Source organism: Stenotrophomonas maltophilia complex sp. Om-AH-Sm3, from assembly GCF_059337855.1.
In genome coordinates this window covers 74,467-99,758 of sequence record NZ_JBYBLQ010000011.1, presented here as the reverse complement: position 1 = coordinate 99,758, position 25,292 = coordinate 74,467, and the positions used below count along the sequence as shown (strand labels likewise).

Here is a 25,292-nt window from a genome sequence, read left to right as displayed (position 1 = left end):
TCCCCCATGAAGTTCAGTTCGCAGACGCTGCGCACGTTCACCACCCTGCACACCTGGGTCGGCCTGGTCGCCGGCTTCGGCCTTTTCGTGGCCTTCTATGCGGGTGCGCTGACCCTGTTCCATCACGACTTGCCGCTGTGGCAGACCCCGGGCGCAGCCACCGCCTTGCCGGCGGGCCTGGACGATGCGCAGTACCTGCTGGAAGACGTACTGGCGACACACCCGGAGGCCCGCCGCCACGTTGGCATGACCTTCCCGGGCACCGAACACCCGCAGCCCCTGGCGTACTGGCAGGCCGATGACGGCAGCTGGCGCTACGCCTGGCCGGGCCAGATCGCCGGCAGCCCCTCGCCGCCGCAGACCGGACTGGCAGAACTGGTCAACGAACTGCACTACAGCCTCGGCCTGCCGGTGGCCGGCATCTATGTGATGGGCATCGTCAGCCTGCTGTATGGCATGGCGCTGCTGAGCGGCCTGGTGATCCACCTGCCGAGGCTGTTCGGCGACCTGTTCGCGCTGCGCCCGGGCCGCAACCTGAAGCAGCTGTGGCAGGACGCGCACAACGTGATCGGCGTGCTCAGCCTGCCTTTCCACCTGATGTTCGCAGTCACGGGCGCCCTGCTGTGCCTGGTGTTCGTGCAGATGGCCCTGCTCAATCCGCTGATCTACGACGGCAAGGCGCTGCAAGCGGTACCGACCGCGATGGACACTGCGCCGGTGCGCGATGCCAGCGGGATTCCGGCACCACCGGGCAGCCTGCGCGTGCTGCATGCGCGCGCACTTGAAGTGGCCCGCGCGCAGGGCGTGGCCAACTTTGAACCGGCCTACCTGAAGCTGGCCAATGGCGGCGATGCCAACGCCACGATCGAGATCACCGGCGAGGCCAGTGGCACCCTCGGCCCGCTTGGTGCCGTGGCATTGGACGTCGCCACCGGCAACCTGCTCGCGTCGCAGCTGCCGGGCCAGCGCGACGCCAACCACGCCACGCTCAGCGCCGCCTACGCGCTGCACTTCGGTGAGTTCGGCAACGGCGTGGTGGTCTGGCTGTACTTCCTGCTCGGCCTCGGCGGTGCGTTCCTGTTCTACTCCGGCAACCTGCTGTGGATCGAGTCGCGGCGCAAGCGTCGCCAGCCACAACAGCCACGTGCCGGTGTGAACATGGCGCGGGCCACGGTCGGGGTGTGCATCGGCCTGTGCGTGGCGATCTCGGTCGCGTTCGTCACCGCACTGGTGCTGGAGCGGCTGGCACCGTCGGCGGTCGACCACGGCATCCGCTGGGCCTGCTTCGGCAGCTGGGCAGCCTGTGCGCTGTGGGCTGCACTGCGCCGCCCCGCGCAGGCCGCGCGCGAACTGCTGTGGGCCGCAGCGATCAGCACTGCACTGGTGCCGGTCCTGCACGGTGCACTCAATGGTGACTGGCTGTGGCGCGCCGCCGCGCGTGGCCAGTGGCCGCTGTTCTGGATCGATGCCATCGCGCTGGCCATGGCCTTCGGCTTCGCCCGCCTGGCCGTCGCCAGCCAGCGCCGCGCCCGCAACGGCGATCCGAACAGCGTCTGGGCGAACTGAAGCGTCGCCCGACACGGGCCGGCGCTACCGCTGCGGGCGCTCTTCGCCCGGGTAACGACTCACTTCGATCAGGTTGCCATCCGGGTCGCGGAAGTACACTGATTCGATCGGTCCCAGCGCACCGGTACGCGCGACCGGCCCCTCCTCCACCACAATGGCCTGCGCCTGCAGGTGTGCCAGCACATCGACCATCACTGTGCGCGTGACCAGGCACAGATCGGCACTCCCCGGCGTGGGTCGCAGCGCATGCGGCTGCAGTGGCGCATTGGCCGGATGCAGGTTGATCTTCTGCTGGCCGAACTGCAGCGCGCTACGTCCCGCGCCGAAGCGTACGACCTGCATGCCGAGCACGCGCTGGTAGAAGTCACAGCTGCGTTCGATGTCGGCGACGGTGAGAACCAGGTGGTCCAGGCGTTCGAGATGGATCATGCGCAAAGCGTAGCGCCGCCGGCGTCATCGCACTGTGCGGTGTCGGGTCGCTGGCGTTGCAGCATGGCGCCGGGCATCGGCCGGCGCCACCCGGTGCTCAATCGCCGATGCGAGCCTTCTGCCACGGGCCGAGCATGGCGTTGAGCAGGCTGGCCTGATCGTCGTCACCGGTCAGCTCCCACATGAACACTCCGGCCAGGCCCTGCTCGCGGGCGAACTGCGCACGCAGGCCGATCGAACGCGGGTCCTCATAGCTGATGAGGATTTTCTGCCCGGCGTTGTACAGCCACGGGCTCTGCGCCTGCGGCTGCCAGTGCCTGGTCCAACCCGGCTGGTCGAGATAGCGCGCCTTGATCACCCGCCAGTCGCCGGCATCGGCCGGTGCACTGTAGGGCTGATACAGGCCGTCCGGTGCATCGCCGGTGACCTTGAAGCCGCGCCCGTAGAACGGCACGCCCAGCACCAGCTTGTCGGCCGGCACGCCATGTTCACGGTAGTACTGCACGGCGCCGGCCACGTTGTTCCAGCGGCGCAGCTCCGGCGCCAGCGGATCGGCCGGCACTTCATGCAAGGGCGCATTGAAGGTCGACACCGACGAAAAGCCGGTGCCCATGTCGTAGCTCATCAGGTTGATGAAATCGAACACCCTGGCCAGCGCCGGCAGGTCGTAGCTCGCCGCTGGATCATAGGGACCGTCGGTCTGCAGGCGGCCGGCGGCCAACGCGGCGGTCAGCAGCATCGGCTGGCCCACCTTGCGACCGCGTGCATCGAGTGCCTGGCGGAAGGACTGCGCAAGCCGGGTCAGGTTGGCGCGATCCTGCGGGCGATGCGCCAGCTCCTTCGGTCCGCCACTGACCGGGAATTCCCAGTCGATGTCCACGCCATCGAAGCTGCCGGCGTGGCGTTCGAAGAACAGCGCCATGCACGAATCGACCAGGCGCCTGCGGCTGGCCTCGGTCAGCGCTGCATCGGAGAACCCACCCGCGCCCCAGCCACCGATCGAAATCAGCGTGCGCAGGTGCGGATGCGCCTTCTTGAGTTCGGCCAGTGCGGCGAAATTCTTCGGCGCTTCCGCACCGACCGTGCAGCGGCCGTCCTCGATGGTGGAGAACGCGTAGAACAGGTGGGTCAGGCGCTCGGCCGGAATGCTCGACACCGGATAGCGCTCGGCCGATCCGCCAGGGTAGTAGGCGCCGAAGATCGGCGGCTGTGCGGGCGCTGCGTGCGCGGCAATGGGCAGGGCACCGGCAATCAGCACGGCAAGGACGGCCACGGTCTGGCGGAACATGGGATCTCCCGGTTCAAAGGCGCCGTCACGTTAGCAAACCGATGGGGCTGTGGTGCGGATATCGCGGCATGTCGTCCCATGGACAGGTGCGATCCGTGCAACCGTGACAGAACGATGGCCGCGTGGCGGCGATCATGCACTGCAGCAGGACATGCAGCGACCTGGATGAGCTTCTCTTCACAACATCGAGGCAAAGAAAAAGCGGGCCGAAGCCCGCTTTTTCATTTGCGAAAGCGTGAGGACCAACGGTCCTCACCCACCGCACGATCAGCAGTACCGATTATTCGGCGCTGGCGCCTTCGCCCTCTTCGACTGCCTTCATCGACAGGCGGATACGGCCCTGCTTGTCGACTTCCAGCACCTTGACCTTGACCACATCGCCTTCCTTCAGCTTGTCGCCGACCTTCTCGACGCGCTCGCTGGAGATCTGCGACACGTGGACCAGGCCGTCCTTGCCCGGCAGGATGGTGACGAACGCACCGAAGTCCATGATCTTGGCGACCTTGCCTTCGTAGATGCGGCCCGGCTCGACGTCCGAGGTGATCTGCTCGATGCGGGCCTTGGCGGCCTGGGCAGCGATGGCGTTGACCGACGCGATGACGATGGTGCCGTCGTCCTGGATGTCGATCTGGGTGCCGGTTTCCTTGGTGATGGCCTGGATGGTCGAGCCACCCTTGCCGATCACTTCGCGGATCTTGTCCGGGTGGATCTTGATGGTCAGCAGGCGCGGCGCGTAGTCCGACAGCTCCTCACGCGGAGCGGTCAGGCCGTGGGCCATTTCACCCAGGATGTGCAGACGGCCAGCCTTGGCCTGCTGCAGGGCCTGCTTCATGATCTCTTCGGTGATGCCTTCGATCTTGATGTCCATCTGCAGGGCGGAAATGCCCTCAGCGGTACCGGCCACCTTGAAGTCCATGTCGCCCAGGTGATCTTCGTCACCCAGGATGTCGGACAGGACCACGAAACGGTCGCCTTCCTTGACCAGACCCATGGCGATGCCTGCCACCGGAGCCTTCACCGGCACGCCGGCGTCCATCAGCGCCAGCGACGAGCCGCAGACCGAGGCCATCGACGAGGAACCGTTCGACTCGGTGATTTCCGAAACGACGCGGATGGTGTACGGGAAGGCTTCCAGCGACGGCATGACAGCCAGCACGCCGCGCTTGGCCAGACGACCGTGGCCGATTTCGCGGCGCTTCGGGCCCATCATGCGGCCGCACTCGCCCACCGAGAACGGAGGGAAGTTGTAGTGGAACAGGAAGTTTTCCTTGTACTCACCGGCAACGGCATCGATGACCTGGCCATCACGGGCGGTGCCCAGGGTGATGGTCACGATGGCCTGGGTTTCGCCGCGGGTGAACAGCGAGGAACCGTGGGTACGCGGCAGCACGCCAGTCTTCACGGCGATCGGGCGGACGGTGTCCAGCGCACGGCCGTCGATACGGACCTTGGTGTCCAGCACCGAGTCACGCATGGTGCGGTATTCCAGCTCGCCGAATTCCTTCGACAGCTCAGCCGGGTTCCAGCCTTCGGCGGCCACGCGGCCCGCCAGGGCTTCGAACACGTCCTTCTTGATCGCCGAGATGGCGTCACGGCGCTGCAGCTTGTCGCGCACCTGGAAGGCTTCGCCCAGGCGCGGGCCGATGGCTTCCTTCAGCGCGGAGATCAGCGCGTCGTTCTTGGCCGGGGCTTCCCAGGTCGACGGCTTGGTGCCGGCTTCGACGGTCAGCTCGTTGATCGCGTTGATGACCTTCTGCATTTCGCGGTGACCGAAAGTCACGGCGCCCAGCATCACGTCTTCGGACAGCAGCGCGGCTTCGGATTCGACCATCAGCACGGCGTTGGAGGTACCGGCAACGACCAGTTCCAGCTGCGAGTCAGCCAGTTCGCTGACGGTCGGGTTCAGGATGTACTCGCCGTTCTTGTAGCCGACCTTGGCAGCGCCGATCGGGCCCATGAACGGGGTGCCGGCCAGGGCCAGGGCAGCCGAGGCGCCGATCAGGGCCGGGATGTCGCCGTCCACGTCCGGGTTCAGCGACATGACCGTGGCGATGATCTGCACTTCGTTCTTGTAGTCTTCCGGGAACAGCGGACGGATCGGACGGTCGATCAGACGCGAGATCAGCGTTTCCTTCTCGGTCGCACGGCCTTCACGCTTGAAGAAACCACCCGGGATGCGGCCGCCGGCGTAGAACTTTTCCTGATAATCGACGGTCAGCGGGAAGAAGTCCTGGCCTTCGCGCGCGCTCTTGGCAGCGACGGCGGTGACCAGCAGTACGGTGTCGTCCATCTTGACGATGACCGCGCCGCTGGCCTGGCGGGCGACTTCGCCGGTCTCAAGCGTGACGGTGTGCTTGCCGTACTGGAAGGTTTTGGTGATTTTTGCCACGGAGGGTGTCCTTGGGGATGCTGTCTGCGAATTTGGACCGTCGGCGACCCTTGCCGCCAGCGGGTGGCCGGATCGTTCCGGCCTGAATCGGGGATTGCGGTGCTACAAAACAAAACCGCGGCGCATCGCTGCGCCGCGGGGGATTCGTTGCTTAGCGACGCAGGCCAAGCTTTTCGATCAGGGCCTTGTAACGCTCGACGTCCTTCTTCTTCAGGTAGTCGAGCAGGCTGCGACGGCGGTTGACCATCTGCAGCAGGCCGCGGCGGCTGTGGTGATCCTTCTTGTGGGTCTTGAAGTGGCCGGTCAGCAGTTCGATGCGGGCGGTCAGCAGGGCAACCTGGACTTCCGGGGAGCCGGTGTCAGCGGCGCTGCGCTTGTTGTCTTCAATGACCTTCTGGGTGTCGATCGACATTTCTTTTTTCTCTGTGATGCGTGGCCGGCAGGAACGCGCTTCGCGCACCGCCAGGCTCGCCGTGGACTACGAGGATGAAACCTGCGCGAGGCAGGTTGCCGGAAAACGGCCGCGAAATTGTAACGGCCAGGGACTTCCGGGACAAGGACCGGGGCTGAACCACCCTGCCCCGGTCAGAGGTTGAAACGGCGCTGCGGGGCCAGCAGGCCACTGTCGTCGACCTGGCCCAGGCCCTGGACAGCATCGTCCGGACCGAACACGGCCACCAGGCCATGCGGCCAGGACGCGTCACGCTGGCGCTGGCCGACGCAGAAGCGGTGGGTCTGCCCGGCATCGAGGTCGACCCGCGGGTATCCAGCCAGGCCGGCTGCCAGCGGCAGCAGCAGCGCGTCCATGCCCGCCTCGTCGCCGGCCTCGGCCATCGCCCGCAACTGGTCCAGGGTGACCATCGCCGGCGCGCGGAACGGTTCGACCCACAGCCGGCGCAGCGCGCTGATGTGGGCGCCACAGCCCAGGCGTTCGCCGAGATCGCGGGCCAGGCTGCGGATATAGGTGCCGGACCCACAGGTCACGCGCAGGTGCAGGCGCCCGGCCAGCTGTTCGAGCACCTCGATCGCGTGCACCTGGACCTCGCGCTCCGGAGCCTCGATGGCCTCGCCGCGGCGGGCCTTCACATACAGCGGCTCCCCGCCCTGCTTCAGCGCCGAATAGATCGGAGCCCGCTGACGGATGTTCCCCGTCAATGGCGCCAGCGCAGCCTGCAGGGCCTCGGCGCTGATCGCCGGCACCGGGCGCTGCACCAGCACCTGGCCCTCGGCATCATCGGTATCCGTGGTCTGGCCGAGGACGATCTCGGCATCGTACGCCTTGGCCGAACCCAGCAGCAGGCCGGCGATCTTGGTGGCCTCGCCGAAGCATAGTGGCAGCAGGCCGGTGGCCAACGGGTCGAGGCTGCCGGTGTGGCCACCCTTCTCGGCACGGAACAGGCGGCGCGCCACTTGCAGGGCGGCGTTGGAGCTCATGCCGGTCGACTTGTCGAGCAGCAGGATGCCATCCAGGCGGCGGAACTGAATTCGGGTCATGGCAGGAATGTGTAGGGCCGAGCCATGCTCGGCTGCCGCAGCGCGGTCTGCGTCAGACGTCGCACAGCCGGAATGCAACGACGCCGGGCATGCCCGGCGTCGCGCGGTTATTCGTCGTCGCTCCCGCGACGCTTCTCCGCGGCCAGCGTATCGGGCAGGTCGCGCAGGATGTTGTCGATGTGCTCACCACGGTCGACCGAATCGTCGTAGTGGAAATGCAGCTCCGGCACGTGGCGCAGCTTCATCGCGCGGGCCAGGTCCATGCGCAGGCGGTAGCCCAGCTCCTTCAGGCCGGCCACGGCTTCAGCCGAGCGTTCCGGCATCAGGGCGGTGACGAACACCTTGGCATGGGCCATGTCGCGGGTGATTTCCACGTCGGACACGCTCACCGAGGGCAACCCGTGCTCGCGCACGGCGTTGTGCACCAGGGTGCCGAGTTCACGGCGCAGCTGGGCGGAGACACGGTCGGTTCGATGGAAAGTCTTGGGCACGAGCAGCTCTTGGTTCAGTTGTCGCCCGACCAACGGTCGGGCGCTACCTTTGATTCGATTGTCGCCCGACCAACGGTCGGGCGCTACAGGTACATGGTAGGGCCCGACCGTTGGTCGGGCCACCTTGCAGCATTACAGGGTGCGCGGCACTTCGATACGCTCGAAGCACTCGATCTGGTCGCCCGGCTTGACGTCGTTGTAGGCCTTCACCGCGATACCGCATTCGGTACCGTTGCGGACTTCCTCGACGTTCTCCTTGAAGCGACGCAGCGATTCCAGCTCGCCCTCGAAGATCACCACGCTGTCGCGCAGCACGCGGATCGGCTTGTTGCGCTTGACCACGCCCTCGATGACCATCGAGCCGGCAACGGCGCCCAGCTTGGAGCTGCGGAAGACGTCGCGGACCTCGGCGATACCGATGATCTCTTCGCGGATCTCCACGCCCAGCAGACCGGATGCCACCTGCTTCACCTGATCGATCACGTCATAGATGATCGAGAAGTAACGCAGGTCGACGCCGTTGGATTCAATGATGCGACGGGCCGAAGCATCCGCACGCACGTTGAAGCCGATGACGGTGGCCTTCGAAGCAGCCGCCGAGTTGGCATCCGATTCGGTGATGCCGCCGACGCCGGAGTGGATCACGTTGATGCGGATGTCTTCGTTGGACAGCGCGACCAGTGCCTGGCTCAGGGCCTGCACCGAACCCTGCACGTCGGCCTTGATGACCAGGTTGAGGACCTGCTGGCCCTCGCCCTTGCCCAGGGTCGCCATGATGTCTTCCATGCGGCTGCCAGCGGTGGCGACCAGGCGCGATTCACGGCGCTTGGTCTCACGCTGCTGGGCAACATCCTTGGCCAGGCGCTCGTCCTCGACCACCACGAAGTCGTCTCCGGCTTCCGGCACACCGGACAGGCCCAGGACCTGCACCGGGATCGACGGGCCGGCGAACTCCGGCTGCTTGCCGGTTTCGTCGAAAAGCGCACGCACGCGGCCGTACTGGATACCGCACACCAGGTAGTCGCCCTTCTTCAGGCGGCCCTGCTGCACCAGCACCGTAGCGACCGGGCCGCGGCCCTTGTCCAGCGACGATTCGATCACCACGCCCGAGGCGCGACCTTCGTCGACGGCCTTCAGTTCCAGCAGTTCGGCCTGCACCGACACCGCGTCCAGCAGGTCGTCGATGCCCAGGCCGGTCTTGGCCGAGATCTCCACCATCTGGATGTCACCACCGAACTCTTCGGCCACGACCTGCTCGGAGAGCAGCTCGTTCTTGACCCGCATCGGGTCGGCACCGGACTTGTCGATCTTGTTGATCGCCACGATCAGCGGCACACCCGCCGAACGGGCGTGCTGGATCGCTTCCTTGGTCTGCGGCATGACGCCGTCGTCGGCAGCAACCACCAGCACCACGATGTCGGTCAGCTTGGCACCGCGGGCACGCATCGAGGTGAACGCCGCGTGGCCCGGGGTATCCAGGAAGCTGATCACGCCCTTGGGCGTATCCACGTGGTAGGCACCGATGTGCTGGGTGATGCCGCCGGCTTCGCCGGTGGCAACCTTGGTGCGGCGGATGTAATCCAGCAGCGAGGTCTTGCCGTGGTCGACGTGGCCCATGATGGTGACCACCGGCGGACGCTGGGTGGCTTCGCCCTGGTTTTCACCGGCCGAGGCCAGCAGCGCGTCTTCGGCGTCGTTGTCGTTGGCACGGATCGCCTTGTGGCCGAGTTCTTCGGTCACCAGCGCGGCGGTGTCATGGTCGATGGACTGGGTGATGGTGGCCATCACGCCCATCTTGAACAGCGCCTTCACCACCTCGCCACCCTTCAGCGCAAGCTTCTGCGCCAGGTCGGCCACGGTAATGGTGTCGCCGATCGCCACTTCACGCACCACCGGTGCGGTCGGACGTTCGAACGCGTGCGGGCCGGCGTTGTTGCCACCACGCGACATGTCGCGACGGCCACCGGCCTGGTTGCGGCCGCCCGGACGACCACGGGTGTTGCTGTTGTTGCTGTTGCCACGACGCGCACGATCGGCCGCAGACAGGTGCATCTGGCCGGCGAAACGATCACCCGGGCCACGCTCGTTGCGCGGCGCGCTGCGGTTGTTGCGGTCGTCGTTGCGCGGCGGCGGCGCACTGCGCGGCGCAGCCGGGGCTGTCGCCGGGGCGCGCGGCGGGCGCGGCGCGGTTTCGTCGATCGGAGCACGCTTGGGCTTGCTGGCAGCCAGCGTCTCGGCCGCCTTGGCGGCAGCCGCAGCTTCCTCGGCGGCCTTCTTCTCGGCCTCGGCGCGTTCCTTGGCGGCGGCCTCTTCCTCGCGGGCACGGACGATGGCTTCGTCGCGCAGACGATCCTTTTCGGCCAGCGCCTGCTGTTCGGCGAGGTTGCGCGCACGCGACTCTTCCAGCTTGCGCAGGATGTCGGCGCGCTCTTCGTCCGGCGTCATGGCGCGAGCACCATCCTTGACGTAGGTACGCTTCTGGCGCACCTCGACATTCACGGTCGTCTTGCTGCGACCAGAACTGACCGTCACTTCCTGCTGTTTCCGGCGGTTGAGCGTGATCTTCTTTGCAGACTGATCCGTCTCTTCCGGGGCCTGCTCGGGCTTGCCGTGCGAACGACGAAGGAAGCCCAGGAGCTTCACCTTCTCGGTACTGGTCACGACCTGGTCGGGACCGCTGAACTTCATGCCGGCACCGGCCAGCTGTTCCAGCAGTTTTTCGACCGGCGTGTTGACCAGTTCGGCAAGCTTGCGGATGGTGGTTTGCTGCGACATTCGGATCCTATGATCTTGTGGGCGCCCCCCCGCATCTGGAGGTGGCGCGGATTCTACGCCCTGAGCGGCTCAGGGCCCTGTTCATTGCCGGCTCATTCGCCGCGTTCCAGTCGGGCGATCTCCTCGGCACGCGCGGCCAGGATCAGCGCCGCAGCGCGCTCCTGGTCCAGCCCTTCAATGCCGAAGTCCATGACCTCGTCGGCGGCCAGGTCGGACAGGTCCTCGCTGGTACGCACGCCGTGGCCGGCCAGCGCATACGCGGTGGCTTCGTCCATGCCCTTCAGGGACAGCAGGTCCTGCGCCGGCTGGCCGTCTTCAAGGCCTTCCTCGACTGCCAGGGCCTCATTGAGCAGCGCATCGCGGGCACGAGCGCGCAGCTCTTCGACGATGTCTTCGTCGAAACCTTCCACGGCCAGCAGTTCGCCGACCGGGACATATGCGATTTCCTCGACGGTGCCGAAGCCTTCGCTGACCAGGATGCCGGCGATCTCTTCGTCCACTTCCAGCTTGTCCATGAACAGCTGGCGTGCGGCGGCCTGCTCGGCCTCCGACTTGGCGGTGACCTGGTCCTGGGTCATCACGTTGAGCTGCCAGCCGGTCAGGCGGCTGGCCAGGCGCACGTTCTGGCCGCCCTTGCCGATCGCCTGGGCGAGACGGTCTTCGGCAACGGCCAGGTCCATCGAGTGCTTGTCTTCATCGACGATGATCGACTGGACTTCGGCCGGCGCCATCGCATTGATGACGAAGTTGGCCGGATTGTCGTTCCACAGCACGATGTCCACGCGCTCGCCGTTGAGCTCGTTGGACACGGCCTGCACGCGCGAACCGCGCATGCCGATGCAGGCACCGATCGGATCGGTGCGATGGTCGTGGGCCAGCACGGCGATCTTGGCGCGATCGCCCGGATCGCGCGCACAGGCCTTGATTTCCACCAGGCCCTGGCCGACTTCCGGCACTTCCAGCTTGAACAGCTCGATCATGAATTCCGGGGCGGCGCGGCTGATGAACAGCTGCGGACCACGCGGTTCCGAACGGACCTCGGCCAGGTAGCCGCGCACGCGGTCACCGGCGCGCAGCACGTCGCGCGGGATGCCCTTGTCCTTCGGAATGAAGCCTTCGGCGTTGCCACCAAGGTCGACATAGATGTTGCCACGCTCGGCGCGCTTGACCACGCCGGTGATCAACTCACCGACACGATCCTTCCACGCGTCCACGACCTGCTGGCGCTCGGCTTCGCGCACGCGCTGGACGATGACCTGCTTGGCGGCCTGGGCAGCAATGCGGCCGAAGTCCGGGTTCTCGATCTGTTCTTCGATGTAGTCGCCGACCTCGACGCCTTCGGCTTCGTCGACGGCATCCATGAGGCGGATCTGGCGGTCGGGCGACTCCATGACCACATCATCGGCCACCACTTCCCAGCGGCGGAAGGTTTCGTAGCTGCCATCCTTGTGGTCGATGACCACGCGGGTCAGCACTTCCTCGTCGGGATAGCGCTTCTTCGCTGCCGAGGCCAGAGCGGCCTCGATGGCATCGAAGATCACTTCACGCGGCACGCCCTTCTCGTTGGCGACTGCGTCGACTACCAGCAACAGTTCCTTGCTCATTGGCTCACTCCGCGCGCGGCTTCTTTGCCGCCGGCTCGTTGGAAGAAGAATTCGTGTTCGGCTTCGGACGCTTCGGTGCCGGACCGGTCGGCTTGCTCGGGGCCAGCCCCAGCGCCACCCAGTCGGGCATGATCCGTGCCTTGTCGATGTTGTCGGCCGACACCACCACTTCGGCCTTGTCGACGATGAAGGTGATGGTGCCCGCAGCCTCGTCGGTCGCCTCGATACGCCCCTGCAGGCGACGACGGTTGTCCTGCGGCAGCTTCAGCGTGACCTTGGCCGATTCACCCTGGTGGCGAGCGAACTGCTCCAGGTTGAACAACGGGCGATCCACGCCCGGCGAGGACACTTCCAGCGTGTAATTGCCGCTGATCGGGTCTTCGACGTCCAGCTGCGCCGACACTTCGCGGCTGACCCGCTCACAGTCGTCGACATTGATGATGCGCTCGGGCTGTTCAGCCAGTGGCACGTCGATGTAAAGGCGCAGGGTCGCACCGCCGGGGGCCGGCAGATACTCAACGCCCAGCAGCTCCAGGCCCAGCGACACAACGGTCGGGGCGAGCAGATTCGCGATGTCGGTTGCCTTGTCGCTCACAGCCTGGCTTGATCTCTTGGTTGGGTGCCGGCCTTGGCCAGCGTGAAAACATGACGCCCCGGAAACGACAAAGGGCCCGCTGGGCCCCTTTTCCGGAAAGACTCCGGTGACTGGATTCCGGTTGCAACCTGCATTGCCTGCCGGTCGCGGCCCTCCTTCCGGATCCGGACTCCCGCTGGGAGGCCGCCTTCAGGGGTACTGCTAGGCCGCTGATGATAGCGGCTGCACCGCGCTGGTGCAAGGTGCGGGCCTGGGGGCAGCCCCTTTTCCGCACCGGCAGTTCGGGCATGGCTCGACTCTACAGAAACGGGCCAGCCCAAAGAAAAACGCCTTCGAAGGAGGACTTCGAAGGCGATCTCTTTACTTGGTAGCGGGGGCAGGATTTGAACCTGCGACCTTCGGGTTATGAGCCCGACGAGCTGCCAGACTGCTCCACCCCGCATCAGGAGCGGAATTATGAGCGATTGCTTCGAAACATGCAAGCTTTCCCTCATTCATCAAATCGGTTGGCGCCGATCCGACGTTGGTAGCGGGGGCAGGATTTGAACCTGCGACCTTCGGGTTATGAGCCCGACGAGCTGCCAGACTGCTCCACCCCGCACCGGAAGTGTTTGAACTGCTGCCGCGCTCTTTCGAGGACGGCTACCGCAACGATGTTCTGGCTGAACCGCTGCAGTGACAACTCAGGCTGCGCATATTACACGAATCGCGCAGCTTTGTGTCAATTTTTATGCAAGATGCGCAAATGCCTGCTGGCACCAGACCATGATCGGGTTCCAGGCAAGGCCCAGCGCCAGCAGTGCCAGCGCGTTCACGCCCAGCACCAGGCCCAGCACGCGGTCGTTGCTGCGCGGCATGGCCTCGCCCACCGGCTCATCGAAGTACATGACCTTGATGACGCGCAGGTAGTAGAAGCAGCCCACCACGGCGCACAGCACGCCAAGGATGGCCAGCCACAGCAGGCCGCCGTTGACGGCCGCGCCCAGCACCGCCAGCTTGGTCCAGAACCCCAGGAACGGCGGGATGCCGGCCAGCGACGCCATGATGCACAGCACCAGGCCGGCCATCCACGGATTGCGGGCGTTGAGCCCCTTGAAGTCCTCGATGTTCTCGGCTTCGAAACCGGCGCGCGACAGGGCGATGATCGCACCGAAGGCAGCGGTCGACATGATGGCGTAGGCCAGTGCGTAGAACAGCGCGGCGGCATAGCCCTGCGCGCCGCCACCGGCGATGCCCATCAGCAGGAAGCCGATGTGCGAGACGGTGGAGAACGCCAGCATTCGCTTGAGGTTGCTCTGCGCGATGGCCATCAGGTTGCCGATGACCAGCGAGACTGCGGCCAGGCCGGCAATGAGCAGCTGCAGCTCGGTCGACAGCGGCCCCACGCCCATTTCCAGCAGGCGGTAGGCCATGCCGAAGGCCGCCAGCTTCGGCGCCGAGCTGATGAACAGCGCGATCGGTGCCGGGGCACCCTGGTAGACGTCCGGCAGCCACATGTGGAACGGCGCGGCGCCCAGCTTGAAGGCGACGCCGGCGATCATGAACACCGCACCGGTGATCAGCAGCACGCGCTCTTCCGAGTGCGGGATGGCATCGCGGATGACGTCCAGGTGCAGGCTGCCGGTGGCGCCGTAGATCAGCGACATGCCGTACAGCAGCAGGCCCGAGGCCAGCGAGCCCAGCACGATGTACTTCATCGCCGCTTCCGAGGCCAGGCCGTTTTCACGGTTGCTGGCGACCAGGGCGTAGGAGCACAGCGCCAGCAGCTCCAGGCCCAGGTAGACCATCAGCAGGCTGCCGGCCGAGACCAGGATCATCATGCCGGCGGTACCGAACAGGATCAGCACCGGGATCTCGCCCTGGAACAGGTTGCGGTCACGCAGGTAGCGCCAGCCGTAGATCAGGGTCAGGCCGCTGAGCAGCACGATCCCGGTCTTCATCACGTCCGCGGCGGTATCGCGCACGAACATGCCATGGAAGACCTCCCCCTGCCCGCCCACGCCGGTGGCCAGCATGAACAGCACCACGGCCAGCGCAGCGAGCGCGAACAGGTGGGTGACGATCTTGTTCCGGTTGCTGACGAACAGGTCGAGGATCATCAGGGCGAAGGCGCTGCCGATCAGCACCAGCTCGGGAGCGAGCGGTGGCAGGTCAGCGGCGGTCAATGGCAGCAGCGGCGAGGTGGTCATCATCAAATCCTGGAATTACAGCAGCTTGCTGGATGCGATCTGCATCGCCAGCTTCGCGATCGAGGGCTCCATCAGGTCGGTCAGCGGCTTGGGGTAGATGCCCAGGGCCAGCACGCCGATGGCGAACACGCCCAGCACCAGCCATTCGCGGCCGTTGATGTCCTTCAGTTCGGCCACATGGCTGTTGGCCACTTCGCCGAAGAAGATGCGCTTGTACAGCCACAGGGTGTAGGCGGCGCCGATGATCAGGGTGGTGGCCGCGCCCAGGGCGATCCACGGATTACGCTGGAAGGCCGAGAGGATGACCATGAACTCGCCGACGAAACCGCTGGTACCCGGCAGGCCAGCATTGGCCATGAAGAACAGCATGGCGAAGGTGGCGAACCACGGCATCACGTTGACCACGCCGCCGTAATCGGCGATGCGGCGGCTGTGCATGCGGTCGTACAGCACGCCGACGCAGGAGAACATGGCGCCGGACACGAAGCCGTGCGAGATCATCTGCACCATGGCGCCCTGCAGGCCCAGGCGGGCGGCATCGGCGTTGCCGGCTTCACGCACCAGCCACAGGGCGATGAAGGTGCCGAGGGTGACAAAGCCCATGTGCGCGATCGACGAGTAGGCGATCAGCTTCTTCATGTCGTCCTGCACCAGGGCGACCAGGCCGACATAGATCACTGCGATCAGCGACAACGCGATCACCAGCCAGGCCCATTCCTGCGACGCGTCCGGAACGATCGGCAGGTTGAAGCGCAGGAAGCCGTAGCCACCGATCTTCAGGGCGATCGCGGCCAGGATCACCGAACCGGCGGTCGGCGCTTCCACGTGGGCATCCGGCAGCCAGGTGTGGACCGGGAACATCGGCACCTTGACCGCGAAGGCGATCAGGAAGGCGAAGAAGATCCAGGTCTGTTCCTTGGCCGACAGCGGCAGTGCGTACAGGTCGGCCAGCTGGAAGCTGCCGCCCTTCATGTACAGGTAGATCAGCGCCACCAGCATCAGCACCGAGCCGAGGAAGGTGTACAGGAAGAACTTCAGCGCGGCGTAGATGCGGCGCGGGCCGCCCCAGACACCGATGATCAGGAACATCGGGATCAGCATCGCTTCGAAGAACACGTAGAACAGCATCGCGTCCGTCGCAGCAAAGATGCCCACGGTGACGCCTTCCAGGATAAGGAAGGCCGCCACGTACTGGTTCACGCGCTTGTCGATGGCGCTCCAGGCGCCGATCAGGGCAAGCACGCTGACCAGGGTGGTCAGCAGGATCAGCGCCACGGCAATGCCGTCCACGCCCAGGTTGTAGCCGATCTTGTACGCCGGGATCCAGGCGTGGGTCTCGACGAACTGCAGAGCGTCGACGCCCGCGTTGTAGCCGCTCAGCAGCGAGAGGCTCGCCACGAACGTCAGCACCGCTACGCCCAGCGACGCCCAGCGGGCGGTCTGCGCATCACGGATCGCAAGAATCAGGGCACCACCGATGATCGGCAGCCAGATGAGGACACTGAGTAGAGGCCAGTTCGACACGTCTTCTTATTCCGTACAGGTCATCAACGCAGGTAATGCATCAGCACGCCCAGCAGGGCAATCAGGCCGATGATCATCGCGAAGGCGTAGTGATAGAGGAAACCGGATTGGGTACGACGCAGCACGCCGGCTGCGACGTCCACAACACGTGCCGAGAGATTGACCACGCCGTCGACGATGTTGCTGTCGATCCAGCGCGAGACCTTGCCCAGCTTGACGCTGCCACCGGCAAAGCCATCGATCCACAGCTTGTCGAAGCCGTACTTGTTTTCCAGCACCGAAACCAGCGGAGCGAAGGTCTTGCGGGCCTTGCCCGACAGGTCTGGCTTCCACAGGTAGAACAGTGCGGCCAGCAGGAAGCCCGCAACGGTCAGCACGAACGCCGGCGCCATCATGCCGTGCAGCGCGAACGCGACCGGGCCATGGAACTCCTCGCCCAGGAAGCCGATGGTGTTCTTGGCCGGATCGTAGAAGTCGACGATGCCGGTGAAGAACGTATGCGCCTGTCCCTTGATGGCGTCGTGCGCGTGGTGGCCGGCCCAGTCGGTGCCATACAGCATCGGACCGATGCTGAAGAAGCCGATGGCGATCGAAGGGATGGCCAGCAGGATCAGCGGCAGGGTCACCACCCACGGGGTTTCGTGCGGCTCATGAGGACCGTGGCCATGGCCGTGGTCGTCGTGATGCGCATCGCCGTGGTGGGCATCGGCGGCATGGTGCTCGTCATGGCCATGGCCATGCGCGTGGTCATCATGCGTGTCGCGGAATCGTTCCTTGCCATGGAAGGTCAGGAACAGCAGGCGGAAGCTGTAGAAGCTGGTGACGATCACGCCGCCCAGTACGGCCCAGTAGCCGTAGGTGGCCACCCAGTTGTTGGACAGGTGCGCGTGCAGCTCGGCCGCCTCGATGATGGTGTCCTTCGAGTAGAAGCCGGAGAAGAACGGCGTACCCACCAGCGCCAGGGTACCGATCCACATGGTGATGAAGGTGATCGGCATGTACTTGCGCAGGCCGCCCATCTTGCGCATGTCCTGCTCGTGGTGCATCGCGATGATGACCGAGCCGGCGCCCAGGAACAGCAGGGCCTTGAAGAAGGCGTGGGTCATCAGGTGGAACACGGCGGCCGAATAGGCCGACACGCCCAGTGCAACCGTCATGTAGCCCAGCTGGGACAGCGTGGAATACGCGACGACGCGCTTGATGTCGTTCTGCACGATGCCGATCAGGCCGGTGAAGAACGCGGTGGTGGCACCGATGAACAGCACGAAGTTCAGCGCGGTCTGCGACAGCTCGAACAGCGGTGACATGCGGGTGACCATGAAGATACCGGCTGTCACCATCGTCGCGGCGTGGATCAGTGCCGAGATCGGGGTCGGGCCTTCCATCGAGTCCGGCAGCCACACATGCAGCGGGACCTGGGCCGACTTGCCCATGGCACCAATGAACAGGCAGATGCAGATGACGGTGGCGATCGACCAGATCACCGGCTCGTTCAGCAGCTGCATGCCCAGGATGGTGCCGTCCCAGATCTGCAGCTGGGCGCGCGGGTCAGCCAGCATGCCGGCCTGCGAGAACACCTGCGAGTAGTCCAGGGTGCCGAACACCCACAGCACGCCGGCGATGCCCAGCAGGAAGCCGAAGTCACCGACGCGGTTGACCAGGAACGCCTTCATGTTGGCGAAGATCGCGGTCGGGCGCTTGAACCAGAAGCCGATCAGCAGGTACGACACCAGGCCCACCGCTTCCCAGCCGAAGAACAGCTGCAGGAAATTGTTGCTCATCACCAGGGTGAGCATCGAGAAGGTGAACAGCGAGATGTAGCTGAAGAACCGCTGGTAGCCCGGGTCGTCCTGCATGTAGCCGATCGTGTAGATGTGGACCAGCAGCGACACGAAGGTCACCACCACCATCATCATCGCGGTCAGCTTGTCGACCATGAAGCCGACGTGCGCCGAATACTGGCCGACTTCAAAGAACGTGTAGATGTTCTGGTTGAACGGCTGCGCGCCGCCCCACACCAACTGGTAGAACGTGTACATCGACAGGCCGCAGGCCACCGCGACGCCGAGGATGGTGATGGTCTGCGCGCCGAAGCGCTTGACCTGGCGACCGAACAGGCCGGCGATGATGCTGCCGAACAGCGGTGCGAGCACCACTGCGATCAACAGACTCTTGGAGAGAGTGATTTCCATCTGTGGATCAGCCCTTCAACGAATCGACTTCGCCGACATTGATCGTGCGGCGGGTACGGAACAGGGTCACCAGGATCGCCAGGCCGATGGCGGCTTCCGCGGCGGCGACGGTCAGGATGAAGAACACGAACAGCTGGCCGGACGGATCGCCCAGCTGGCGCGAGAAGCCGACGAAGTTGATGTTCACCGACAGCAGCATCAGTTCGATCGACATCAGCAGGACGATGACGTTCTTCCGGTTGAGGAAGATGCCGGCCAGGCTGATGGCGAACAGCACCGCGCCAAGCGCAAGGATGTGGCCAAGGGTAATCACGGCTGGGTCTCCTCGCCGGTGGCCGGCTTGCTGTTGCTGTGCACGACCGGGGCCTCGGCACCCATCTTGACCATGCGCAGACGCTGGCCGGCCTTGACCATGGTCTGCTCACCCGGGTTCTGGCTCTTGACGCCGGTGCGGCGACGCAGGGTCAGCATCACGGCAGCAACCACGGCCACGGTCAGGATGACGGCGGCGAACTCGAACGGAAGCAGGTACTCGGTGAACAACGTGCGCGCCAGCCAGGTGATGTTGGACGTGTCGGCGGCGACCGCAGCGGCGTTGTCGGCCGGGAACGGCGTGGCCGAACGCGCCTTGACGCCGATCAGGATCAGCATCTGCACCAGCATCGCGACGGCGACGATGAGGCCGACCGGCAGGTAGCGCACCCAGCCCTCACGCAGCTTGGTGGGGTCGATGTCCAGCATCATCACCACGAACAGGAACAGCACCATCACCGCGCCGACGTAGACCAGCACCAGCGCCACACCGAGGAACTCGGCGCCCACCAGCAGCCACACGCAGGCAATGGAGAAGAAGGTCAGCACCAGGCAGAGCACGGCGTGAACCGGGTTGCGCACGCTGATCACCGCACCGGCCGAAACCGTTGCCGCGATGGCGAACACCCAGAAAGCGATATTTACCCAATCCATCTCTCGACCTCAGCGGTAAGCGGCATCGGCGGCACGACGCTCGGCGATCTCGTTTTCGAGACGGTCGCCCAGGGCCAGCAGCTGCGGCTTGGTAACGATGTTTTCGCCACGATTCTCGAAGTGGTACTCGAGGATGTGGGTTTCGACGATCGAGTCCACCGGGCAGCTTTCCTCGCAGAAGCCGCAGAAGATGCACTTGAACAGGTCGATGTCGTAGCGCGTGGTGCGGCGGGTTCCGTCCTCGCGCTTGGCCGAGTCGATGGTGATGGCCAGCGCCGGGCACACCGCTTCGCACAGCTTGCAGGCAATGCAGCGCTCTTCGCCGTTGGGGTAACGGCGCAGCGCGTGCAGGCCACGGAAGCGCGGCGACTGCGGGAACTTCTCCATCGGGTACATCATCGTGTACTTCGGCTTGAAGCTGTACTTCAGCGTCAGCCAGAGGCCCGCCAGCAGTTCGAGCAGCAGCAGGCTCTTGAAGTAATGGGTAATCCTGTTCATCACTTTAGACGCCCTTTTGAATCACGCCGAAGAACACCATGACGGCGGTAACCGCGATCCACAGAATGGCCAGCGGGATGAAGACCTTCCAGCCCAGGCGCATGATCTGGTCGTAGCGGAAGCGCGGGAAGCTGGCACGGAACCAGATGTAGGCACTGGCGAAGAAGAACACCTTGACGAACAGCCACGGCGCGCCGCCCTTCCAGACCCAGTCGACCAGCGGCGAGACATCGCCGAAGTTGACCCAGCCCTGGACCGGGCTCAGCCAGCCGCCGAGGAAGAAGATCGAGATCAGGAAGCTGATCAGGATCATGTTCGCGTATTCGGCCAGGAAGAACAGGGCGAACGCGCCGCCGGAGTACTCGACCATGTGGCCGGCGACGATTTCCGATTCGCCTTCCACCACGTCGAACGGCGCGCGGTTGGTTTCAGCCACGCCCGACACCCAGTAGATGACGAATAGCGGGAACAAAGGCAACAGGAACCAGTCGAAGAAGCCGGAACTGCCGGCCTGCGCCATCACGATGTTGCTCAGGTTCAGGCTGCCCGAGGCGATCATCACGCCGACCAGGGCAAAGCCCATGGCGATTTCGTAGCTGATCATCTGTGCCGAGGCGCGCATCGCACCCAGGAACGCGTACTTCGAGTTGGACGCCCAGCCGGCCAGGATGATGCCGTAGATGCCCAGCGAGGTCATCGCCAGCAGGTACAGCAGGCCGGCGTTGGCGTTGGACAGCACGATCTGCGAATCGAAGGGGACCACCGACCAGGCCGCGAAGGCCGGGGCCAGGGTGATCAGCGGGGCCAGCAGGTAGATCGCCTTGTTGGCGCTGCTCGGCTGGACCACTTCCTTGAACAGCAGCTTGAAGACGTCGGCGAAGGCCTGGAAGATGCCCATGCCCACATACATCGGGCCGTGGCGGACGTGCATCCAGCCGATCAGCTTGCGTTCCCAGACCACGTAGAAGGCCACCGAGATGATCACCGGAACGGCGATCACCAGGATCTTCAGGATGATCCAGATCAGCGCGCCGATGTCACCGAGGCCCAGCAGCCACTGGTGCAGCGGGTCGACCGCGTTCAACAGCAATTCGTTCATGCAGCCACCACCGATACGCGAGCGGCACCCAGCGGCGCGGTCGCGCCGTGGCCCGATTCAATCCAGACCGAACCCGCTGCGACGCGGGCGTCGACCACCACCGGCAGGGTGGCCTTGCCGGCATCGGTGCCGACCTTGGCCATCTGCCCTTCCTGCAGCTGCAGGCGAGCGGCATCTTCAGCGTTCAGCACGATGCGCGGGGCGTTGCTGAGCGGATGCGACTGCAGCGCCGGCGCGCGACGGACCACCGCATCGGTGCGGTAGATCGCGGCGGTCGAAGCCACTTCCAGGCCTTCACCGGCAACCGCCGGCTGTGCCGAAGCGGCAATACTGACCGACACAGGGGCCAGGCTGGCACGCAGTCCGGCCAGGTCGGTGAAGTCGAAACCGGCCAGCGCCATGTCGCCGCCCAGGGCGCGCAGCACGCGCCAGCCTTCACGGGCCTCGCCCGGCAGCTTGCCGCCGGCACGGGCCGACTGCTCGCGACCGTCGAGGTTGGTAAGGGTGGCATCGATTTCCGGCAGCGCACCGATCGGCAGGATCACGTCTGCAACGTCGCGGGTCGAGGCGCAGGCGAAGTGGCTGAACGCCACCACCTGGGCACCCACCAGCGCCTTGCGCGCGGCCGGTGCATCGGCGAAGTCCAGGCCCGGCTCCAGCCCGTACACCACGTAGGCCTGGCGCGGCTGCGCCAGCATCGCGGCGACGTCCTTGCCGGCCGGCAGCACGCCGGCGCGGGTCAGGCCCACGGCGTTGGCGCCCTGCGGGATGCGGCACAGCTTGGCACCGGTCGCTGCGGCGAAGTCACGCGCCGCGGCGCGGATCGCGGCAGCCTGCGGGTGATTCTCGGCGATGCCACCGACGATCAGTACGGTGTTGTTGCCGCCCTGCACTGCCGAACGCAGCTCGCTGCTGGCCAGCGCATCGACGAACTTGGACGGTGCGACGATCTGCTTGCCGGCAATGCTGAAGGCAAAGTCGAAGTCCACCGGATTGATGACGTGGATCTTCGCGCCCTTGGTGGTCTGCGCCTTGCGCAGGCGGGCGTGCAGCAGCGGCAGTTCGTGGCGGATGTTGCTGCCCAGGACGACGATGCGGTCGGCGCCTTCGATCTCGGCCAGCGGCAGGCCGAACACTTCGGCGGTTGCGGCGTCGGAGAAATCGCGGTTGTTGATGCGGTGGTCGATGTTGCCCGAGCCCAGGCCCTTGGCCAGGCGAGCCAGCAGCGCACCCTCCTCGTTCGAGGTCGACGGATGCACCAGCACGCCCAGGTTGTCGCCCTGGTTCGCCTTGAGGATCTCGGCGGCTGCGGCCAGGCCTTCGGCCCAGCTCACTTCCTTCCACTCGCCATTGACCTTGCGCAGCGGCTTGACCGCGCGGTCTTCGCTGTACAGGCCCTGGTGCGAGTAGCGGTCGCGGTCGGACAGCCAGCACTCGTTCACCGCTTCGTTGTCGCGCGGCACGGTGCGCAGCACTTCGCCGCGACGCATGTGCAGGAACAGGTTCGAACCCATCGCGTCGTGGTAGCCCAGCGACTCGCGCGCGGTCAGCTCCCACGGGCGGGCGCGGAACTGGAACACCTTGTTGGTCAGCGCGCCGACCGGGCAGACGTCGACGACGTTGCCCGACAGCTCGGTGGTCAGCGGCTTGCCGTCGAAGGTGCCGATCTGCAGGTTCTCACCGCGGTACATGCCACCCAGTTCGTAGGTACCGGCAACGTCGGCGGTGAAGCGGACGCAGCGGGTGCACTGGATGCAACGGGTCATCTCGGTGGCCACCAGCGGCCCCATGTCCTCGTCCGGCACCACGCGCTTGCGCTCGTTGAAACGGCTCACCGAACGGCCATAGCCCAGCGATACGTCCTGCAGCTCGCACTCGCCGCCCTGATCGCAGATCGGGCAGTCCAGCGGATGGTTGATGAGCAGGAACTCCATCACCGAGCGCTGGAACTTCAGTGCCTTCTCACTGCGGGTGGCGACCTTCATGCCGTCCATCACCGGGGTAGCGCAGGCCGGCGCCGGCTTCGGCGACTTCTCCACGTCCACCAGGCACATGCGGCAGTTGGCGGCGATCGGCAGCTTCTCGTGGTAGCAGAAGCGCGGAATCGGAATGCCGGCCTTGTCGGCCGCCTGGATGATCATCGAACCCTTGGGCACGACCAGCGACTTGCCATCGATCTCGATGGTCACGTGGTCTGGTGGCACGTTCGGGTTTACGGGTTGCGCGCTCATGCGGCGGCTGCCTCCACCTTCTTGCCGTCAACCATCGAATGACCGTTGACGATGTAGTACTCGAATTCGTCCCAGAACTGGCGCAGGAAGCCCTGGATGGGCCATGCAGCCGCTTCACCGAACGCACAGATGGTGTGGCCTTCGATCTGGCCGGCCACCGCCTTCAGCTGGTGCAGGTCTTCCATCGTGGCCTTGCCGGCGACGATGCGCTCCAGCACGCGGTGCATCCAGCCGGTACCTTCACGGCACGGCGTGCACTGGCCGCACGATTCCTTGTGGAAAAACTGGCTGATGCGGCAGGCGAACTTGACGCAGCAGACGCTGTCGTCGAGCACCACGATGGCTCCCGAACCCAGGCCGGAGCCCAGCGCACGGATGGTGTCGTAGTCCATCGGCAGGCCCTTCAGCTCGGCCGCGGTCAGCACCGGCATCGACACGCCGCCCGGGATCGCGCCCTTGAGCTTGCGGCCCGGACGCAGGCCACCGGCCATCTCCAGCAGGTCATCGAAGGTGGTGCCCAGCGGCACTTCGAAGTTGCCGCCGTTCTGCACGCAGCCGGACACCGAGAAGCACTTCGGGCCGCCGTTGGCGGTCAGGCTCAGGCCCTTGAACCACTCCGGGCCGTTGCGGATGATCGCCGGCACCGAACCATAGGTTTCGGTGTTGTTGATCGTTGACGGCTTGCCGTACAGGCCGAAGTTGGCCGGGAACGGCGGCTTGTAGCGCGGCTGGCCCTTCTTGCCTTCCAGCGATTCCATCAGCGCGGTTTCTTCGCCGCAGATGTACGCGCCGGCGCCCAGCGCGCCGTAGATGTCGATGTCCACGCCGCTGCCGAGGATGTTCTTGCCCAGCCAGCCGTTCGCATAGGCGTCGGCCAGGGCCTGCTCGAAGTGCTCGAACGGCTCGTGGTGGAATTCACCGCGCAGGTAGTTGTAGCCCACGGTCGAACCGGTGGCGTAGCAGGCGATCGCCATGCCTTCCACGACCGAATGCGGGTTGTAGCGCAGGATGTCGCGATCCTTGCAGGTGCCCGGCTCGGATTCGTCCGAGTTGCAGAGGATGTACTTCTGCATGTTGCCCTTGGGCATGAACGACCACTTCAGGCCGGTCGGGAAGCCTGCGCCACCGCGGCCGCGCAGGCCCGAGGCCTTGACCATCTCGATGACCTGCTCCGGCGGGATCTTCTCTTCGAGGATCTTGCGCAGGGCAGCGTAGCCACCGGTCTTCAGGTAGCTTTCGTACGACCACGGGGTGTCGTAATGCAGGGTGGTATAGACCACCTGGTGCGGCAGCGGCGCGGGGCCGACCGGACCCTTGGATTCGTGGTGATGTGCCATGCCCTTACTCCAGCCCGTCCAGCAGCTCGTCGACCTTTTCCAGGGTCAGACGCTCATGGTAGTGACCGTTGATGACCATCATCGGTGCGCCGCCGCAGCCGGCCAGGCACTCTTCCTCGCGCTTGAGGTAGACGCGGCCATCCGGGGTCGATTCACCGTGCTTGATGCCCAGTTTCTTCTCGCAGTGGCGCACGATGTCTTCGGCGCCATTGAGCCAGCAGCTGATGTTGGTGCAGATGGCCACGTTGTTGCGGCCCACCTTCTCGGTCTCGAACATCGAGTAGAAGCTGGCGACCTCGTAGGCCCAGACCGGCGGCAGGTCCAGGTACTTGGCCACGGCGGCGATCAGCTCGTCGGTCAGCCAGCCCTGGTTCTGCTCCTGGGCCGCATGCAGGCCCTGCAGCACGGCAGAGCGCTTGCGATCCGGCGGGAACTTGGACAGCCAGTGATCGATGTGAGCGCGGGTCTTGTCGCTCAGCACCACCATCGGGTCGACGTCGCGCGCCGCCTCGAAATTACCTGTCGCCTTCATCGGCCGACCTCAGCGAAATGCATAACGTGAAATTCCAGAAACTGCGGCGCCGGCTTGCGCCGGCTGCCTGCAGCGGGCGTTGGCGTAGCGGAC

The 25,292-nt window shown here is 65.3% G+C and carries 20 protein-coding genes and 2 tRNA genes; 1 reads left to right on the top strand and 21 read right to left on the bottom strand.

Annotated features, from left to right (window positions below; genetic code table 11):
- Positions 1 to 6 precede the first annotated feature (6 nt).
- Positions 7 to 1,566: a PepSY-associated TM helix domain-containing protein gene (locus AC10QF_RS14405; protein WP_053499249.1), complete on the top strand. Its 1,560-nt coding sequence runs from the start codon at positions 7 to 9 to the stop codon at positions 1,564 to 1,566.
- Positions 1,567 to 1,590: 24 nt separating this feature from the next.
- Here AC10QF_RS14405 and AC10QF_RS14400 read toward each other — a convergent pair whose 3' ends face one another.
- The 21 genes from AC10QF_RS14400 to nuoE form a co-directional block, all read right to left on the bottom strand.
- A complete protein-coding gene (locus AC10QF_RS14400) occupies positions 1,591 to 1,995 on the bottom strand; it encodes a VOC family protein (RefSeq protein ID WP_005417880.1) in 405 nt (134 codons plus the stop codon).
- Between the two features lie 97 nt (positions 1,996 to 2,092).
- Positions 2,093 to 3,283 (bottom strand): glycoside hydrolase family 18 protein, encoded by a 1,191-nt coding sequence (locus AC10QF_RS14395; RefSeq protein WP_005417882.1) that lies wholly within the window; start codon positions 3,281 to 3,283, stop codon positions 2,093 to 2,095.
- A 280-nt stretch (positions 3,284 to 3,563) separates the two neighbouring features.
- The gene (gene pnp, locus AC10QF_RS14390; protein ID WP_053499253.1) at positions 3,564 to 5,672 is read right to left on the bottom strand and encodes a polyribonucleotide nucleotidyltransferase; all 2,109 of its coding nucleotides are present in this window, start codon (positions 5,670 to 5,672) and stop codon (positions 3,564 to 3,566) included.
- A 151-nt stretch (positions 5,673 to 5,823) separates the two neighbouring features.
- Positions 5,824 to 6,084 (bottom strand): 30S ribosomal protein S15, encoded by a 261-nt coding sequence (gene rpsO / locus AC10QF_RS14385; RefSeq protein WP_005417886.1) that lies wholly within the window; start codon positions 6,082 to 6,084, stop codon positions 5,824 to 5,826.
- Between the two features lie 173 nt (positions 6,085 to 6,257).
- A complete protein-coding gene (gene truB, locus AC10QF_RS14380; RefSeq protein ID WP_494542412.1) occupies positions 6,258 to 7,166 on the bottom strand; it encodes a tRNA pseudouridine(55) synthase TruB in 909 nt (302 codons plus the stop codon).
- Between the two features lie 107 nt (positions 7,167 to 7,273).
- A complete protein-coding gene (rbfA, locus tag AC10QF_RS14375) occupies positions 7,274 to 7,657 on the bottom strand; it encodes a 30S ribosome-binding factor RbfA (protein WP_065179361.1) in 384 nt (127 codons plus the stop codon).
- A 132-nt stretch (positions 7,658 to 7,789) separates the two neighbouring features.
- Complete coding sequence (infB, locus tag AC10QF_RS14370) at positions 7,790 to 10,432, bottom strand: translation initiation factor IF-2 (protein ID WP_494542411.1); 2,643 nt, start codon at positions 10,430 to 10,432, stop codon at positions 7,790 to 7,792.
- A 92-nt stretch (positions 10,433 to 10,524) separates the two neighbouring features.
- On the bottom strand, positions 10,525 to 12,036 hold the full coding sequence (gene nusA / locus AC10QF_RS14365) for a transcription termination factor NusA (RefSeq protein ID WP_494542410.1): 1,512 nt from the start codon (positions 12,034 to 12,036) through the stop codon (positions 10,525 to 10,527).
- Positions 12,037 to 12,040: 4 nt separating this feature from the next.
- On the bottom strand, positions 12,041 to 12,631 hold the full coding sequence (gene rimP / locus AC10QF_RS14360) for a ribosome maturation factor RimP (protein ID WP_019660578.1): 591 nt from the start codon (positions 12,629 to 12,631) through the stop codon (positions 12,041 to 12,043).
- Positions 12,632 to 12,996: 365 nt separating this feature from the next.
- A tRNA-Met gene (locus AC10QF_RS14355) sits at positions 12,997 to 13,073 on the bottom strand.
- 82 nt (positions 13,074 to 13,155) lie between these two features.
- A tRNA-Met gene (locus tag AC10QF_RS14350) sits at positions 13,156 to 13,232 on the bottom strand.
- Positions 13,233 to 13,359: 127 nt separating this feature from the next.
- Positions 13,360 to 14,820 carry an NADH-quinone oxidoreductase subunit NuoN gene (gene nuoN, locus AC10QF_RS14345; RefSeq protein ID WP_019660579.1) on the bottom strand — a complete coding sequence of 487 codons (1,461 nt, stop codon included), beginning with the start codon at positions 14,818 to 14,820 and terminating at the stop codon, positions 13,360 to 13,362.
- 15 nt (positions 14,821 to 14,835) lie between these two features.
- Positions 14,836 to 16,344 (bottom strand): NADH-quinone oxidoreductase subunit M, encoded by a 1,509-nt coding sequence (locus tag AC10QF_RS14340; RefSeq protein WP_155029896.1) that lies wholly within the window; start codon positions 16,342 to 16,344, stop codon positions 14,836 to 14,838.
- Positions 16,345 to 16,367: 23 nt separating this feature from the next.
- Positions 16,368 to 18,536: an NADH-quinone oxidoreductase subunit L gene (gene nuoL, locus AC10QF_RS14335; protein WP_155029897.1), complete on the bottom strand. Its 2,169-nt coding sequence runs from the start codon at positions 18,534 to 18,536 to the stop codon at positions 16,368 to 16,370.
- 7 nt (positions 18,537 to 18,543) lie between these two features.
- A complete protein-coding gene (gene nuoK / locus AC10QF_RS14330) occupies positions 18,544 to 18,849 on the bottom strand; it encodes an NADH-quinone oxidoreductase subunit NuoK (RefSeq protein WP_005417921.1) in 306 nt (101 codons plus the stop codon).
- Entirely contained in the window at positions 18,846 to 19,502 is a 657-nt protein-coding gene (locus tag AC10QF_RS14325) for an NADH-quinone oxidoreductase subunit J (protein WP_019660582.1), read from the bottom strand. Before AC10QF_RS14325 ends, nuoK begins: the two co-directional genes overlap by 4 nt.
- A 9-nt stretch (positions 19,503 to 19,511) precedes the next feature.
- On the bottom strand, positions 19,512 to 20,000 hold the full coding sequence (nuoI, locus tag AC10QF_RS14320; protein WP_005410456.1) for an NADH-quinone oxidoreductase subunit NuoI: 489 nt from the start codon (positions 19,998 to 20,000) through the stop codon (positions 19,512 to 19,514).
- Positions 20,001 to 20,004: 4 nt separating this feature from the next.
- A complete protein-coding gene (gene nuoH, locus AC10QF_RS14315) occupies positions 20,005 to 21,099 on the bottom strand; it encodes an NADH-quinone oxidoreductase subunit NuoH (protein WP_058982298.1) in 1,095 nt (364 codons plus the stop codon).
- Positions 21,096 to 23,330 (bottom strand): NADH-quinone oxidoreductase subunit NuoG, encoded by a 2,235-nt coding sequence (gene nuoG, locus AC10QF_RS14310; protein ID WP_171952899.1) that lies wholly within the window; start codon positions 23,328 to 23,330, stop codon positions 21,096 to 21,098. The genes nuoH and nuoG overlap by 4 nt, the downstream gene beginning before the upstream one ends.
- Positions 23,327 to 24,667: an NADH-quinone oxidoreductase subunit NuoF gene (gene nuoF, locus AC10QF_RS14305; RefSeq protein WP_005417934.1), complete on the bottom strand. Its 1,341-nt coding sequence runs from the start codon at positions 24,665 to 24,667 to the stop codon at positions 23,327 to 23,329. The genes nuoG and nuoF overlap by 4 nt, the downstream gene beginning before the upstream one ends.
- Positions 24,668 to 24,671: 4 nt before the next feature.
- Positions 24,672 to 25,199, bottom strand: a complete 528-nt coding sequence (gene nuoE / locus AC10QF_RS14300) for an NADH-quinone oxidoreductase subunit NuoE (RefSeq protein ID WP_014647867.1) — start codon at positions 25,197 to 25,199, stop codon at positions 24,672 to 24,674.
- Positions 25,200 to 25,292: the final 93 nt, after the last annotated feature.

Coding starts and splice junctions, on each gene's coding strand:
- AC10QF_RS14405 (WP_053499249.1), top strand. CDS start 7: ATGAAGTTCAGTTCGCAGACGCTGCGCACGTTCACCACCCTGCACACC.
- AC10QF_RS14400 (WP_005417880.1), bottom strand. CDS start 1,995: ATGATCCATCTCGAACGCCTGGACCACCTGGTTCTCACCGTCGCCGAC.
- AC10QF_RS14395 (WP_005417882.1), bottom strand. CDS start 3,283: ATGTTCCGCCAGACCGTGGCCGTCCTTGCCGTGCTGATTGCCGGTGCC.
- rpsO (WP_005417886.1), bottom strand. CDS start 6,084: ATGTCGATCGACACCCAGAAGGTCATTGAAGACAACAAGCGCAGCGCC.
- truB (WP_494542412.1), bottom strand. CDS start 7,166: ATGACCCGAATTCAGTTCCGCCGCCTGGATGGCATCCTGCTGCTCGAC.
- infB (WP_494542411.1), bottom strand. CDS start 10,432: ATGTCGCAGCAAACCACCATCCGCAAGCTTGCCGAACTGGTCAACACG.
- nusA (WP_494542410.1), bottom strand. CDS start 12,036: ATGAGCAAGGAACTGTTGCTGGTAGTCGACGCAGTCGCCAACGAGAAG.
- nuoN (WP_019660579.1), bottom strand. CDS start 14,820: ATGACCACCTCGCCGCTGCTGCCATTGACCGCCGCTGACCTGCCACCG.
- nuoL (WP_155029897.1), bottom strand. CDS start 18,536: ATGGAAATCACTCTCTCCAAGAGTCTGTTGATCGCAGTGGTGCTCGCA.
- AC10QF_RS14325 (WP_019660582.1), bottom strand. CDS start 19,502: ATGGATTGGGTAAATATCGCTTTCTGGGTGTTCGCCATCGCGGCAACG.
- nuoI (WP_005410456.1), bottom strand. CDS start 20,000: ATGAACAGGATTACCCATTACTTCAAGAGCCTGCTGCTGCTCGAACTG.
- nuoH (WP_058982298.1), bottom strand. CDS start 21,099: ATGAACGAATTGCTGTTGAACGCGGTCGACCCGCTGCACCAGTGGCTG.
- nuoG (WP_171952899.1), bottom strand. CDS start 23,330: ATGAGCGCGCAACCCGTAAACCCGAACGTGCCACCAGACCACGTGACC.
- nuoF (WP_005417934.1), bottom strand. CDS start 24,667: ATGGCACATCACCACGAATCCAAGGGTCCGGTCGGCCCCGCGCCGCTG.
- nuoE (WP_014647867.1), bottom strand. CDS start 25,199: ATGAAGGCGACAGGTAATTTCGAGGCGGCGCGCGACGTCGACCCGATG.